Here is a 13,608-nt window from a genome sequence, read left to right on the forward strand (position 1 = left end):
TTGGCGCACATTAGATTTGAGCTTCCACGTGGAGAGGCCAATCATGGAATTGCGAAAAATCTGCACCTTCATCGAGGAAGTGCACTTTGAAGGCAGCAGGGCGGCCGCCAGGCCGGTGACATCGATCGTCGTCGCCGCCGTCTTGGGCAACCCATGGGCCGGGCGCGGTTTCGTCGAGGATTTGCGGCCGGAGATTGTCGCCATCGCGCCCCGGCTCGGTCAGGAACTCACGCGCCGCCTGATTGGGCTGATGCCGGCGGAACGCATCGAAAGCTACGGCAAGGCCGCAGCCGTCGGAACCGCCGGCGAGATCGAGCACGCCTCCGCCATGATCCACACGCTGCGCTTCGGCAATGTCTTCCGCGACGCCGTCGGCGGCACGACCTATCTCGAATTCTGCAACACACGCAACGCGCCTGGCGCGCTGCTGTCGCTGCCGATGATGCACAAGAGCGAGAACGGCCGCCGCTCGCATTTCATCACCGCCAACTTCCAGATCGCCGACGGGCCGGCCGCGGACGAGATCGTCGTCGCCATCGGTGCGGCGGATGGCGGCCGCATCCATCCCCGCATCGCCGACCGCTTCCAGGACATGGCCGAGATGGAGCAAGAGCGGCTCGCCGTTCAACCCTGACACAGGCATAGCCGGGCTTGGCTGCGTTCTTTTGCGTTGCGGGCATGGTCATTCCAGCTACTCTGGGGGAAGAGCCGCGCAGCTTGAGGTTGGCCTCTGCGAATGCGGGAGTGACATGTGACGATACGGCCAATCGTGAGATTTCCCGATCTTCGTCTGCGCTCCGTCGCCGAGCCCATATCGGTCTTTGACGAGGACCTGCACCGGCTTGCCGGCGATCTCACCGACACGATGCGCGCCGCTCCAGGCATCGGAATCACCGCCCCTCATATCGGCATCCTGAAACGGCTGGTGGTCCTCGAACTGTCGCCCGCGGCGGGCCTGCGCAGCTACGTCAATCCCACCATTCTTTGGGCATCCACTGAGATGATCCGCCATGTCGAAGGCAGCGTGTCCATGCCAGGGTCACCGAGGAAATCGAACGGCATGCACGTGTCCGCATCGGCTACCGAACCCTGGACGGCGACGAAGCTATAGAGGAGGCCGAAGGCCTGCTCTCTGTCTGTCACCAGCACGAGATCGACCAACTCGACGGTCTCTTCTGGATCGAGCGACTCTCCCGCCTGAAGCGGGAGCGGCTTGTCAAACGATATCAGAAACAGCAACGGGGCTTTTAGCCGACGGCGTCCACGTATCCGCCGTCGCCAGGCTGCCAGACGCCCCTCGCCTCAGATCACCGCTTCTTCCAGGAACGGCTCGTTGCGTGCAATGCGCTCGTAACAGAACGGCGACAAATCGAGCGTCTGGAAAGCGCCGTGAACGATGAGTTCCGACACCGCGCGGCCCACGGCCGGCGACTGTTGCAGCCCGTGCCCGGAGAAACCATTGGCGAACATGAAGTTGGTCACCTCCGGGTGGAAGCCGACAATGCCGTTGTGGTCGAGCATGTTGTATTCGTAGTGGCCGGTCCAGCTGGTCTGGACCTTCAGCGCATCGAAGGCGGGGATGCGGTGCCAGAGCGCCGGCCAGATATAATCGTCGAACTCTTCAAAATGCATTTCGAAGTCGTTGTAATCGGCCGGTCCGTCGCCCTGCGGCGTGTTGCCGGTGAGGAAAAGCTCGCCTTCCGGCCGCACGAAGGCGCCGGAGAGGTCGATGACATTGGGCATGCGGCCGGGGATCGGAGTGGCGCTGGCGAAGACGAAGCTGTAGCGCTTGTAGGGGGCGACCGGGATGGACAGGCCGGCCATGGCGGCGACCTGCTGCGCGCGCGGGCCGGCGGCGTTGACCAGGGTTCCGCAGGAAATCGTCTGGCCGGTCGCAAGCCGGGCCGCGACGACGCGCCCGTCGACGAGCTCCAGTCCGGTCACGGCGTTGTCGATGTATTCGACGCCGCTGGCACGCGCCGCGCGGCGGAAGCCGTTGAGCAGGCCCATGGAATCGAACCAGCCCTCTTCGCGCGAGCCCCAGGAGCCGCCGCCAAGATCCTCGACATTGAGCCAGGGGAAACGTTCCTTCAGCGGGCCCGGCTCGAGGAAGACGGTGTGGGCGCCGAGGCTGCGCTGCAGATCCACCCTTTCACGCGCGGCCTCCACGCCTTCAGGCGAGCAACAGTAGAGATAGCCATATTCCTTGAAGCCGAGATCAGGCGCCGGCTCATCCTTGTAGAACGGCGCCATCCGCTCCGGGAAATTACGGATGATGTCGATGCCGAACTGGCTGATCTTCACATTGATCGGATTGGAATATTGCTGGCGGATGGCGCTGGTGGAGAGTGCGGTCGAAGAGAAGGTGTAGCTCGAGTCGCGCTCGACCACGAGGATCGAGGCGCCATTGCCCAGCGCCTGGCTCAGCCAGTAGGCCGTCGACGAACCGACAACCGCGCCGCCGACGATGACGATGTCATACGCCGTCCGCGAGGGGGCCTTGTAAGGAGGAATTGCCACGGTTTGTCTCCGGTCTACTGGTTGAAGGAAGCGATCAAGGCATCCGAGCCCCGCGCCAGCAGGCCGAGGTCCGATCCGACGGCGACCATGGTGAAGCCATCGGCAAGATAGCGGTCGGCATCGGCCTTTGCCGGCGCCAGTATGCCGCTGGCCTTCCCTGCGGCGGCGGCCGCCTTGCGCACCGCGGCAATCGCCTCCTGGACATGCGTGGCGCCCGGATTGCCCATCGCGCCCATATTGGTCGAGAGATCGCCGGGGCCAACGAAGAGGACGTCGACGCCGTCGACGGCGGCGATCTCGGCGGCATTGGCCACGCCTGTCTCGCACTCGATCTGCACGGCGAGAAGCTGCTGCTCCCGCGCCTTGGCGTGGTAGCCGGCGATGCGGCCGAAGGCGTTGGCACGGTGACCCACCGAGAAGCCGCGAAACCCGCCAGGTGCGTAGGTCATGGCGGCGACGATGGCGCGGGCCTGATCGGCCGTGCGCACATTGGGGATCATCAGGCTGCGCGCGCCGATGTCGAGCGCCTGCTTGATCAGATTGGGGTCGTCGGAAGGCAGCCTGACGACGGCCTCGCTGTCGAAGCCGCCCATCACCTGAAGCTGCGCCATGATGCTGCGCAGATCGTTCGGGCTATGCTCGCCATCGATCAGCACCCAGCCGGCTCCGGAGCCGGCGACGATCTCCGTGGTGAGTGCGGAAGCCAGCGAGCACCAGATGCCGATGTGAGCCCGGCCGGCCGTCACGGCGGCCTTCAAAGTGTTGCGGCGCTCCTGCATTTTTGCGGTGGTCTCCAGCCAAAGAAGGTGCATTGAAATTTGTATGATGTCCTATATCATATGGCTGACTTTGGCTGCAAGGCCGGTTTCACCAGCGGTGTCTCCCAGGGAGTTTGGACATGAAGATCGGCTTCATCGGGCTTGGCGTCATGGGTGCACCGATGGCGCGCCATCTCGCCGATGCCGGGCATGAGATTGTCACCGTTCTGAACCGCTGCCTGCTCGGCCCGTACGGGCGGCGCGGACGCCGACCACTCCTCCCTCGTCAAGGCGCTCGAGATGCTGGGCGACCATGAACTCTCAAACGGAAAGGAATAAATCGATGCGCGGAACCGGCAAGGCCGATGTCTTTGTCATGCTGGCCCATCCCGTGGGCCATGCCAAGAGCCCCGGCATGTTCAACGAGATCTTCGAGCAGAAGGGACTGGACAGCCTGATGGTGCCGCTGAGCTGCCGCCCGGAGGATTTCGACACCTTCTGGGCCGGCCTCACGGCGGCCGAGAACATTCGCGGCGTCATCATCTCGGTGCCGTACAAGGTCGCGGTCTACCACAAATGCTCGGCCGCGCATGACCGTGCGGCGCGGGTTGAGAGCGCCAATTCCGTGCGGCGGCTGCCCGATGGAAGCTGGTACGCCGACAATTTCGACGGTGTCGGCTTCATCGACGGCCTGAAGGCGGGCGGGCATCAGATTGCCGGCCGCCGCATTCTCCAGGTCGGTGCCGGCGGCGCCGGCGCGTCGCTGACCTACTGCCTGGCCGAGGAAGGCGCGGCGGAAATCCGGCTGACCGACATCGACAGGGGACGCGCGGAGAGGCTGGCCGCGCTGGTCGGCAAGTCTTTTCCAAAATGCCGTATCGAGGTCGGCCAGCCCGATCCGTCCGGCATGGACATGGCGATCAACGCCACGCCCTCCGGGCTGAAGGCCAGCGATCCGCTGCCCATGGACGTGAGCAAGCTGACTCCGGACATGACGGTCGTCGACATCATCATGGAACCGGCCGAGACGGCGCTGCTCAAGGCAGCGAAGGCGATCGGCTGCCGCGTCCAGCCAGGACGCCCGATGATGGACTTCCAGGTTGAAGCCATGGCCGAATTCTTCGACATCGAGCGCAGGGATCGCGGTCATGGCTGAGACATTGACGGCCGTCGTCATCGGCGGCACCTCGGGCATAGGCCGCGCGATCGCCCAGCGCTTCGCCGAGGACGGCTACCAGGTCGCCGTCGCCGGCCGGGACGCGACACGAGGCAAGGAGGCGGCCAGCGCCTGCGAGGCAGCGGGCGCCCCGCGCACTTTGTTCGTTCAAACCGATGTCGCTGAAGCCGCCTCGGTGGAGTCGCTGGCCGAAGCGGTCGTCGCTGCGTTCGGCGCGCCTGGGGTCGTCGTCAACTGCGCCGGCATCCTGCAGAGCGGCAAGCACGTGCTCGACCAGGACCTGGACGAGGACGAGAAGATGTGGCGGGTCAACTATCGCGGCACGCTGCTGGGTTGCCAGGTGTTCGGCCGGCTGATGTCGGCTGCCGGGCGCGGCGCGATCCTGAATGTCGGCTCGCTCGCCTCTTTCGCGCCGCTGTCGTTGCCGGCCTACACGCCTGGCAAGCACGCTGTCCTGGCGCTGACACAGATCCTCGCCGCCGAACTCGGCCCGCACGGAGTGCGCGTCAACGCGGTCGCGCCCGGCTACACACTGTCCGATGGGCTGAAGGCCAGGATCGCCAAGGGCGAGCGCAATCCCGAAGCGATCCAGGCCACGACGGCGCTGCGCCGCTTCGTCGAGCCGCGCGACGTGGCCGAGGCGGCCCTGTTCCTGTGCTCGGACCGTGCCGCGTCGATAACCGGCGTCACCTTGCCTGTCGACGCCGGTTGGCTCGTCCAGGCGCCTTATGCGCAGTACCTGCAAGGCAACCCCATCCGTCGCACGCCGGCAATCTGACCCCATCCGGCGGACGCCGGAAATCTGACGAGGACAACCAGTGAACGATATCCAGCGTTTCGACTTCGACACCCGCATCCACCACGGCGTCATCCACAATGGCACGCTCTATCTCACTGGCCAGGTCGCGAGGCCGGGTCAGTCCGCCGCCGACCAGATGCGCGAGGCGCTCGGCAAGATTGATGCACTGCTGGCCAAGGCAGGCGCGGACAAGACCCGCATCCTGCACGTGCAGATGTGGCTGGACGACGTCAGGGATTTCGACGAGGTCAACACGGTGTGGGACGCCTGGATGCCGAAAGAGCATGCGCCGGCGCGTTCTTCCGGCGAAGGGCGGATGGCCAAACCTGGGATGCTGGTCGAACTGATCGTCACAGCGGCGGTTTGAATGGTCCTGCCGGTTCGGGCATCATGGCGAATCTGGCGAGAGCAATTCCAGGAAAAGTGTGAGCGGTTTTCCCGGGAAAAGCGCGTAGCGCTTTCCCCAGGAAATTGCGTCAAAACAAAGAGTTAGAGCGGTTCGCCGTTTCCATGAAACGGTGAACCGCTCCAGAGGGAGACAGATGACGAAGCGCAAGCCGCTTTCCACCGTCGTGGCGGAGAGCCTGTCCGAAAAGATCCGTTCCGGATCGCTGCTTCCCGGCGCGCAACTGCCGACCGAGGCGGAGCTTTGCGCCGAATACGATGTCAGCCGCACGGTGGTGCGGGAAGCGGTGGCACGGTTGCGCTCCGACGGCATGGTGGTGCCGCAGCAAGGGCGCGGCATGTTCGTCAGCGAAACGCCGGCGCCGCGCAATTTCTCGATCCCGGACGAGGCGTTGAGGACCTTGCCGGAAACCATCGCCTTGCTCGAATTGAGGTTGAGTGTCGAAGTGGAGTCCGCCGGGCTCTGCGCGGAACGGCGAACCGACGCGGAGGCGAACGACATCCGCGCGCTGATGGAACAGGTCGACGCCCAGCAAGCCGATCCGGCCGTCGTCCAGATCCACTACGACTATGACTTCCACCTGGCGATCGCCAAGGCGGCGCGCAATGAATTCATCCACGGCTTCCTCGCCTATCTCAGGCCGATGATCGTTCCCCGCTTTCAGCTTGGCTACGTGGTCACGCCAGAGCGCAAGGACAGCTACTACACGCGCATCCACAACGAGCACAAGGCCATCGTCGACGCCGTCGAAAGGCAGGACGGCCGCGCCGCACGCCAGGCGATGCGCAAGCACCTGCACAACAGCCTCGGGCGTGTGCGCGCGCTGGCCCGGGCCTCCGGCGTCGAGGCGACGGAGGCGGAGCAGAAGGCGGCAGCGGCCTCGCTGTTCACCGATATGAAGAGGCCCTCCCCGACCGGCGGGTAGCTGGCGACTTCGATCGCACAGGTATTCGCCGGGGCTCAGATTAGCCATGCATTGCGAAAGCCATGTTTTGCTCCGCCGGCTGACCGAAACCGTTTCTGGCAGGCTTAGAATGCCGTTATCCGCCCGTTTCCCTGGATTTGCAGCCTCGGCACCGGGGTGACCATCTGCCCGGTTTTCGGGCGGGAAAAGAGAATTCGAAAGTTTATCTTTCCTTTTTGCTGGTTTTCTTGGTTTCGCGGCGCCGGCCTGCGCCGCACACTCAAATCCAGGCAAACGGGGAAGCCCAGGTGACGACAGCCTTCATCACAGGAGCGACGAGCGGCATAGGTCGGGCCATGGCGATCGCGTTGAGCGATGCCGGTTACGACGTCTATGCGGTCGGGCGCAGCCAGGCCGCGCTCAAGGCGTTGCAGGCCGAGCGGCCCGGCATCGTGCCGATCGCCGTCGACATCACCGATCGCGAGGCGCTGGAGGCGGTTCTGGCGGATCTGACCATCGACGTGCTGATCAACAATGCCGGGATCATGCCGCCGCTTGGCAATTTCGCCGACATGAAGATATCAGACATCGACACCACGCTGGAGATAAACCTCAGCGCGGCGATCCTGCTCACCCGCCTTGTCGTTCCGCAGATGCGCGAGCGGCAGTCTGGCCACATCCTGTTCACCGGCTCCGTCGCCGGCCACACAGCATTCTCCAACATTGCCGTCTACGCCGCCACCAAGGCGGCGATATCAGGCTTTGCCGGCGCGCTGCGCGCCGACCTCTCCCCATCAGGCATACGCGTCACCGAGATCGTCGCCGGCCGTGTCGAGACGCAGCTCTATCAGGACATACTCGACGCCAAGGCGCGTGCCGCCATGTACGCCAGCAAAGTCGTGCAGCCGGAGGACGTGGCCAGGATGGTCGTCGCGGTGCTTGCGCTCCCCGCATGGGCCGACGTCACCCGTTTCGACATCATGCCGACCTGGCCGACCTCGCCAAGCGGCACCAAGTAAGGAAAACTTTAAATGAAGGATCTTTCCGTTCTGATCGTTGGCGGCGGCGCCGGCCTCGGCGCCCTCCTGGCTGAGATGGCCGTCGAGGCCGGGGCAGCGAAGATCGGCATCATCGACATCAATCAGGAGGCGGCCCAATCCGCGCTAGCGCCAGCGAAGGCCAAGGGCCTGCCGACCGCGGCCGCCGCCTGCGACATCCAGGTCGGCCCGCAATGCCACACAGCCTTCGACGCCATCGTTTCCAAGCTCGGGCGCATCGACACGCTGATCAATTGCGCCGCGATCTACCCGCGCCGTCCGCTTCTGGAAATCAGCGACGCCGATTGGGACGCCTCCAATGGCATCAACATCAAGGGTACCTATCACATGATGGTGGCGGCGGTTCGCCATATGCAGGCGCAAGAGCCGAAGGCCCACGTGCGCGGCCGCATCGTCAACCTGACTTCGGTCGACGCTTTCAAGGCGCATCCGCAGAACGCCCATTATGCGGCAACCAAGGCCGCGGTCGTCAGCCTGACACGGTCCTTCGCCCACCACGTGGCGAAGGACGGGATCCTGGTCAATTCGGTGGCACCGGCCGGCATGGCCACGGAGAAGGCCAAAGCCCTCGGCTTCCTGGAGGAGCTGGCCAAGGCAAGCCCGCTTGGCCGCGGCGCCGAGCCGACCGAGATCGCCGAATGGGTGCTCATGACGGGTGGCCCGAAGAACACTTACATGACCGGCGAAAACGTCATTGTTTCAGGTGGTTATATCTACGCCTGAGGCGGCTTTCCGCAACCGGCGGTGACTGAGTACGGCAGTGCATGATCAACGGAACCTCGAGCGGAAGGAGCGGAATTTTCGATGACCGGCAAGCTGCGTCTTCCCTCGCTGAACGCACTTCGCGTCTTCCACGCCGTGGCGCAGCACAAGAGCTTTCGGCAGGCGGCGGATGAATTGCTGGTCACACCGCAAGCGGTCGGCCAGCAGATCAAGCTTCTGGAAGACACGCTTCAGGTGACGCTGTTCGAGCGCAAGGGCCGGTCGATCGAGTTGACCGAGCAGGCCATCCTTCTCTCGCACTACATCAAAGCCGGCTTCGACGAGTTTTCGGAAGGCGTGCGCCGCGTCACCAAGTCGACCTACCGCGACCGCATCAACCTCAATGCCAGCCCGTATTTCGCCACGCACTATCTGCTGCCCAGGCTTTCGCTGTTCCGGGAAATCCTGCCGGGCGCGGACCTGCGCCTGACGACGATGGTCGACCTGCCCGATTTCGGGCGCGACGATATCGATATGACGGTGCAGTGGGGCTACGGCAACTGGCCGGACTACGAAACCACGCTGCTGGTGCCGGACCCGAAGATCATCTGCTGCACGCCTGACATCGGCGAAAAAATCAAGTCGGCACATGACCTGACGAAATTCACGCTGCTCGACACCGTCAAGTCGAAGCGCCTGTGGCCGGACATATTGCGCCACCTTGGCGTCGAGCTGACGGATGGCGACCGCAGCATCAGCTTCGACGATGCGGCGACCATGCGCCGGGCAACCCTGCAAGGCATCGGCGTGGGCCTGGTTTCCGTCATCGACGCCGAGGAGGATTTCCGGGCAGGCACGCTGGTCGCGCCGATCGGCCGCGACGCCATCGCCGATATGCGGCCGGAGGAAGTCCCCGGCTTCTATCTTGTCGTCCCGCGCGGACATCTGCGCGTGAAGGCAGTCGCCGCCCTGCATCGATGGCTGGCCCAGCAGGACTGGCGAAGCGACCTCACCATCTCCTTGCCGAAACCGACCCCGCTTTCCGACTAGGAAGCGGCTTCGAGACCGGGCCCCGAAAGCTCTTTTTCGCGGCTCCAACAACAAGAAACGGAACAACCTCAACAGCGGAGACGACAACATGAAGACGATGAAATGGGGGGCTGCGGCCCTGGCCCTTGGCCTCGTGCATTTTTCGGCGCCGGCGCAAGCCGCCGGCGGCAAGACACTCGAAACAGTCAAGGCACGCGGCGTGCTGAACTGCACCGGCCATGACGGCTCCTATCTCGGCTTTGCCGAGGTGGACGACAAGGGCAACTGGAAGGGCATGGACATCGACCTCTGCAAGGCAGTGGCCACGGCCGTCTTCGGCGATCCGACCAAGCTGAAGGTCGTTCCGATCAGCTGGGCGCAACGCTGGCCGGCTTTGCAATCGGGCGATGTCGACATCATCATCAAGGCGTCGGGCGGCACGCTCAGCCGCGACACCGAACTCGGGCTGCAGTTCTCGATGTCCTACTACCTCGGCACGACCAAGGTGATGGCGCACAAGGAACTCAATCTGAAGTCGCTCAAGGATGCCGCGGGCGGCACGATCTGCATTCCCGCCGGCACCTCGCAGGAGCAGCAGGTCGCGGCCTATACGGCCAAGCTCGGCATCAAGCTCGAGCCCGTGCTCATCGAAAAGACCGAGGAACTCGAACAGGCCTATTTCTCGGGACGCTGCGATCTCTATGCGCAGTGGGGTCCGACGCTGGCGATCGCCCGCATCGCCAAAGGCAAGGTCGAAGACCATGTCATCCTGCCCGACGTGCTGGCGGTCGAACCCGAAGTGATGATCATGCGGCAAGGCGACGACAATTGGGTCGACATCGCCAACTGGACGCTGAGCACGCTGATCTTCGCCGAGCAGGAAGGCATCACCTCCAAGAATGTCGACGAGATCAAGGCCAAGCCGACCTCGCCGCAAGTGGCCAAGTTCCTCGGCGTGACGCCGGGCATGGGCAAGGGTCTCGGGCTCTCCGACGACTGGGCCTACAAGGTGATCAAGAATGTCGGCAATTACGGCGAAATCTTCGAGCGCGATCTCGGCAAGGATTCGCCCTACAAGATGGACCGTGAGCTGACCAATTTGTGGAACAATGGCGGCGTCCTGTTCCCGCTGGTCATCGACTGATCGGGTCTGAACGCATCCTGTTCCAGGCTCTGCCCGGCCTTTGCCGGGCGGAGCCGACGGCAATTTCGAGGAAGATTGATCGATGGTCAGCCTGCTGAGAAATCAGAAGGTCCGCAACACGCTGTTGCAGGTTCTCTATGTCGGCTCGATCGCAGCCCTGGTGCTCGCCGGGGTCGTGATCGCGCGACGGAATCTGGCTGAGCAAGGCATCACCTCCGGCTTCGACTTCCTGTTCAAGTCGACAGGCTGGGACGTGAACTTCACGCTGCTGCCCGCCACCGCCAATGACCCCTATTGGTGGTTCTTCCTCATCGGCATCACCAACACACTGTTTCTGGGGACCGTCGGCCTGATGCTGGCGACAACAGTCGGAACCATCGTCGGCCTGGCGCGCACCTCCACCAACGAATTGGCGCAGTTGCTCGGCCGCACCTATGTCGACATCTTCCGCAACATACCGCTGATCCTCCAGGTCTTCTTCTGGTACGCGCTGATCACGCATTTGCCGGCACCGCGCGCCGCGCACGAAGCCTGGGGCTTTCTGCTCACCAGCCGGGGGCTCTACATCCCGTTCCCGAATGTCGGCGGCGTGACAATGGCGCTGGCCCTGTTGGCCCTGGTCGCGGCAATAGCGCTGCCGCTCTGGCTGGGCAGCACATCGCGGCTCAGCCAGGCGATCGGTCAGCGGCGTGGCATCCAATTCGCCACTGCTGCGGCAGCGCTTGCCTGCGCGGCGATCATTCTTCTGGTGATCGGCCGCCTGCCCGACGCGCCATTCATCGACTTTCCGGCACTGCAAGGCCTGAACCTCAGGGGTGGCCTGCGCATTCCACCGGAGTTTTCCGCGCTCGCCATCGCCATCGCGATCTATGGCGGCTCCTACATCGCCGAGATCGTGCGCGGCGGCTTCAAGTCCGTCGGCAAGGGTCAGATGGAGGCGGCGCTCTCGCTGGGCCTCAGCCCCTGGCGGGTGTTCACGCTGGTGCGGCTGCCGCTGGCGCTGCGCGCCATGCTGCCGATCCTTGCCAACCAGTATGTCTGGTTGATGAAGGCGACCACGATGGGCATTGCGGTCGGCTTCACGGATTTCTTCATGATCGTTGCGCTGACGATCAATCATTCCGGCCAGACCCTCGAAGTGATCGGCATCCTGATGGCGGGCTTCCTCGCCATCAATCTCAGCCTGGCCGCGCTGTTTAATCGCCTCAACAAAGCCATTGCCCTCAAGGGCAATCAGTTGAGGGGCTGAGATATGGACATTGTTGCTCCGCCCGCCCCCGGAAAGCTCGAGGATCTGAAGCGACGGTTTTTCGCGACGCCGCTTCAGGCCGTGATGTCGCTGATCTGTCTGGCGATCATGGCTTTCATCGTCTGGAAGCTGCTCAACTGGGCGGTCTTCTCCGCCGTCTTCACCACGAGCGGCGGGCCGGAAGCCTGCCAGGCCGCGGCCGGGGCGTGCTGGTCGGTCATCGCGGCGAGGTGGCGCATCATCCTCTTCGGCCTCTATCCCTATGAGGAGCAATGGCGCTCGGCGCTCGCCTGCGTGGCCGTGGTGGTGATGACGGTGCTGAGCTGTATTCCAGCCTTCTGGACGGGCCGCCGCATCGCGCTGGTATGGGGGATCGGAACCACCGTCTTCTACGTGCTGATGAAAGGCGGCGTGCTCGGTCTGCCTTTCGTCGGCGAGGAAGCCTGGGGCGGGCTGGCGCTGACCCTGTTCATCTTCGTCACCACCTGCCTGATCGGCTTCCCGCTGGCGATCTGCCTGGCCTTGCTGCGCCGGTCGGAGCTGCCCTGGATTTCCCGCACCACCGGCCTGATCATCGACGGTGTGCGCTCGCTGCCGCTGATCTCGATCCTGTTCACATTCGCCATCGTCCTGCCCTTCGCGCTGCCGCAATGGCTGCAAGGCGACAAGCTGTACCGGGTGATCCTCGGTTCGGCCCTGTTCTTCTCCACCTACCAGGCGGAGATCGTGCGCGGCGGCATGCAGGGCGTTGCCAAAGGACAGGAAGAAGCCGCCATGGCGCTTGGCATGCGCTATTGGCAACGCATCGGCCGCATCCTGCTGCCACAGGCCATGCGGAACGCTTTGCCGGCGACGATCAACCAGTTCGTCATCTCGTTCAAGGAGACCTCGCTGGTGGTCATCGTCGGTTTCTTCGAGATCCTGGCTTCCGGCAATGCCGCCTACGGAACCGGCGAATGGCGCTTCGCCTATGTCGAGGTCTACGCCTTCATCGCCTTCATCTACTTCGTCTTCGTTTTCAGCCTGTCCCGCTACGGCGCCTTTCTTGAACGCCGCATGTCGGTCAGCGAACGTTAAGGAGGCGCGGACGTGATCTCAGGCAAGTCGACCCCATCAGCAGGGCTAGCACTCCGCATCGAAAACCTCGACAAATATTACGGGACGTTCCGCGCGCTGCGGAGCGTGAACCTGTCGGTGGAGCGCGGCGAAAAGATCGTCGTCTGCGGTCCCTCCGGCTCGGGCAAGTCGACCATGATCCGCTGCATCAACCGCCTCGAACAGCACAATGGCGGCCGCATCACCGTGCTCGGCACCGAGCTCAACGACGATGTCGGCAACATCGACGAGATCCGGCGGGAGGTCGGCATGGTGTTCCAGCACTTCAACCTGTTCCCGCACATGACGGTGCTGGAGAACTGCATGCTGTCGCCGATGATCGTGCGCAAGCAGCCGCGCGCTGAAGCCGAGGCAACCGCCCGGCGCTATCTGGAGAAGGTCCGCATTCCCGAGCAGGCGATGAAGTTTCCCGGCCAGCTCTCCGGCGGCCAGCAGCAGCGGGTCGCGATCGCGCGGGCGCTTTGCATGCAGCCGCAGATCATGCTGTTCGACGAGCCGACCTCGGCGCTCGATCCGGAAATGATTTCGGAAGTGCTCGACGTCATGGTGACGCTCGCCTCCGAAGGCATGACGATGATCTGCGTCACGCATGAGATGGGCTTTGCCCGAAGGGTCGCCGACCGGGTGGTCTTCATGGATGGCGGCGAGATCGTCGAGGAGGCGCCGCCGGAAGAATTCTTCACCGCGTCCCGCAACGAGCGCACCCGACAATTCCTGTCGCAGGTGCTGGGGCATTGAACAGCATT

At 63.9% G+C, this 13,608-nt stretch carries 14 protein-coding genes and 2 pseudogenes; 14 read left to right on the forward strand and 2 right to left on the reverse strand.

The features are described from left to right. Positions 1–43: 43 nt before the first annotated feature. Positions 44–634 (forward strand): amino acid synthesis family protein, encoded by a 591-nt coding sequence (locus DBIPINDM_RS08575; protein WP_258585334.1) that lies wholly within the window; start codon positions 44–46, stop codon positions 632–634. A gap of 117 nt (positions 635–751) precedes the next feature. After that, positions 752–1,251: pseudogene (locus DBIPINDM_RS08580) on the forward strand (peptide deformylase). Between the two features lie 51 nt (positions 1,252–1,302). On the opposite strand, the gene DBIPINDM_RS08585 reads toward DBIPINDM_RS08580, so the two are convergent. Further along, on the reverse strand, positions 1,303–2,520 hold the full coding sequence (locus tag DBIPINDM_RS08585; RefSeq protein ID WP_258585335.1) for an NAD(P)/FAD-dependent oxidoreductase: 1,218 nt from the start codon (positions 2,518–2,520) through the stop codon (positions 1,303–1,305). A 14-nt stretch (positions 2,521–2,534) separates the two neighbouring features. Further along, a complete protein-coding gene (locus tag DBIPINDM_RS08590; protein ID WP_258585336.1) occupies positions 2,535–3,299 on the reverse strand; it encodes an HpcH/HpaI aldolase family protein in 765 nt (254 codons plus the stop codon). Positions 3,300–3,418: 119 nt separating this feature from the next. Between DBIPINDM_RS08590 and DBIPINDM_RS08595 the strand changes: the two are divergent. From DBIPINDM_RS08595 to DBIPINDM_RS08650, 12 genes and pseudogenes are all read left to right on the forward strand, one after another. Then, positions 3,419–3,502 (forward strand): annotated as a pseudogene (locus tag DBIPINDM_RS08595) (NAD(P)-binding domain-containing protein); the annotation flags it as partial. Between the two features lie 119 nt (positions 3,503–3,621). Further along, positions 3,622–4,434, forward strand: coding sequence for a shikimate dehydrogenase family protein (locus DBIPINDM_RS08600; protein ID WP_258585337.1), 813 nt, complete (start codon positions 3,622–3,624; stop codon positions 4,432–4,434). Then, the gene (locus DBIPINDM_RS08605) at positions 4,427–5,233 is read left to right on the forward strand and encodes an SDR family NAD(P)-dependent oxidoreductase (RefSeq protein ID WP_258585338.1); all 807 of its coding nucleotides are present in this window, start codon (positions 4,427–4,429) and stop codon (positions 5,231–5,233) included. Before DBIPINDM_RS08600 ends, DBIPINDM_RS08605 begins: the two co-directional genes overlap by 8 nt. 40 nt (positions 5,234–5,273) lie before the next feature. Beyond that, complete coding sequence (locus DBIPINDM_RS08610) at positions 5,274–5,621, forward strand: RidA family protein (protein ID WP_258585339.1); 348 nt, start codon at positions 5,274–5,276, stop codon at positions 5,619–5,621. A gap of 175 nt (positions 5,622–5,796) precedes the next feature. After that, entirely contained in the window at positions 5,797–6,585 is a 789-nt protein-coding gene (locus DBIPINDM_RS08615) for a FadR/GntR family transcriptional regulator (protein ID WP_258585340.1), read from the forward strand. 287 nt (positions 6,586–6,872) lie between these two features. Beyond that, positions 6,873–7,583 carry an SDR family oxidoreductase gene (locus DBIPINDM_RS08620; RefSeq protein WP_258585341.1) on the forward strand — a complete coding sequence of 237 codons (711 nt, stop codon included), beginning with the start codon at positions 6,873–6,875 and terminating at the stop codon, positions 7,581–7,583. A 12-nt stretch (positions 7,584–7,595) separates the two neighbouring features. Next, positions 7,596–8,345 (forward strand): SDR family NAD(P)-dependent oxidoreductase, encoded by a 750-nt coding sequence (locus tag DBIPINDM_RS08625; RefSeq protein ID WP_258585342.1) that lies wholly within the window; start codon positions 7,596–7,598, stop codon positions 8,343–8,345. Between the two features lie 81 nt (positions 8,346–8,426). Beyond that, on the forward strand, positions 8,427–9,374 hold the full coding sequence (locus DBIPINDM_RS08630) for a LysR substrate-binding domain-containing protein (protein WP_258585343.1): 948 nt from the start codon (positions 8,427–8,429) through the stop codon (positions 9,372–9,374). An 88-nt stretch (positions 9,375–9,462) separates the two neighbouring features. Continuing rightward, the gene (locus DBIPINDM_RS08635; protein ID WP_258585344.1) at positions 9,463–10,497 is read left to right on the forward strand and encodes an amino acid ABC transporter substrate-binding protein; all 1,035 of its coding nucleotides are present in this window, start codon (positions 9,463–9,465) and stop codon (positions 10,495–10,497) included. Between the two features lie 82 nt (positions 10,498–10,579). Further along, positions 10,580–11,746 (forward strand): ABC transporter permease subunit, encoded by a 1,167-nt coding sequence (locus tag DBIPINDM_RS08640; protein ID WP_258585345.1) that lies wholly within the window; start codon positions 10,580–10,582, stop codon positions 11,744–11,746. A gap of 3 nt (positions 11,747–11,749) precedes the next feature. Continuing rightward, the gene (locus DBIPINDM_RS08645; RefSeq protein ID WP_258585346.1) at positions 11,750–12,823 is read left to right on the forward strand and encodes an amino acid ABC transporter permease; all 1,074 of its coding nucleotides are present in this window, start codon (positions 11,750–11,752) and stop codon (positions 12,821–12,823) included. A 12-nt stretch (positions 12,824–12,835) separates the two neighbouring features. Further along, positions 12,836–13,600 carry an amino acid ABC transporter ATP-binding protein gene (locus DBIPINDM_RS08650; RefSeq protein WP_318036930.1) on the forward strand — a complete coding sequence of 255 codons (765 nt, stop codon included), beginning with the start codon at positions 12,836–12,838 and terminating at the stop codon, positions 13,598–13,600. The last annotated feature ends 8 nt before the right edge of the window (positions 13,601–13,608 follow it).

This window comes from Mesorhizobium sp. AR02 (assembly GCF_024746835.1).
GTDB lineage: Bacteria > Pseudomonadota > Alphaproteobacteria > Rhizobiales > Rhizobiaceae > Mesorhizobium.

What these genes read in the sequence shown, in the direction of transcription:
- DBIPINDM_RS08575 (WP_258585334.1), top strand. Translation starts at nt 44, where the DNA reads ATGGAATTGCGAAAAATCTGCACCTTCATCGAGGAAGTGCACTTTGAA.
- DBIPINDM_RS08590 (WP_258585336.1), bottom strand. Translation starts at nt 3,299, where the DNA reads ATGCAGGAGCGCCGCAACACTTTGAAGGCCGCCGTGACGGCCGGCCGG.
- DBIPINDM_RS08600 (WP_258585337.1), top strand. Translation starts at nt 3,622, where the DNA reads ATGCGCGGAACCGGCAAGGCCGATGTCTTTGTCATGCTGGCCCATCCC.
- DBIPINDM_RS08605 (WP_258585338.1), top strand. Translation starts at nt 4,427, where the DNA reads ATGGCTGAGACATTGACGGCCGTCGTCATCGGCGGCACCTCGGGCATA.
- DBIPINDM_RS08615 (WP_258585340.1), top strand. Translation starts at nt 5,797, where the DNA reads ATGACGAAGCGCAAGCCGCTTTCCACCGTCGTGGCGGAGAGCCTGTCC.
- DBIPINDM_RS08625 (WP_258585342.1), top strand. Translation starts at nt 7,596, where the DNA reads ATGAAGGATCTTTCCGTTCTGATCGTTGGCGGCGGCGCCGGCCTCGGC.
- DBIPINDM_RS08630 (WP_258585343.1), top strand. Translation starts at nt 8,427, where the DNA reads ATGACCGGCAAGCTGCGTCTTCCCTCGCTGAACGCACTTCGCGTCTTC.
- DBIPINDM_RS08635 (WP_258585344.1), top strand. Translation starts at nt 9,463, where the DNA reads ATGAAGACGATGAAATGGGGGGCTGCGGCCCTGGCCCTTGGCCTCGTG.
- DBIPINDM_RS08640 (WP_258585345.1), top strand. Translation starts at nt 10,580, where the DNA reads ATGGTCAGCCTGCTGAGAAATCAGAAGGTCCGCAACACGCTGTTGCAG.
- DBIPINDM_RS08645 (WP_258585346.1), top strand. Translation starts at nt 11,750, where the DNA reads ATGGACATTGTTGCTCCGCCCGCCCCCGGAAAGCTCGAGGATCTGAAG.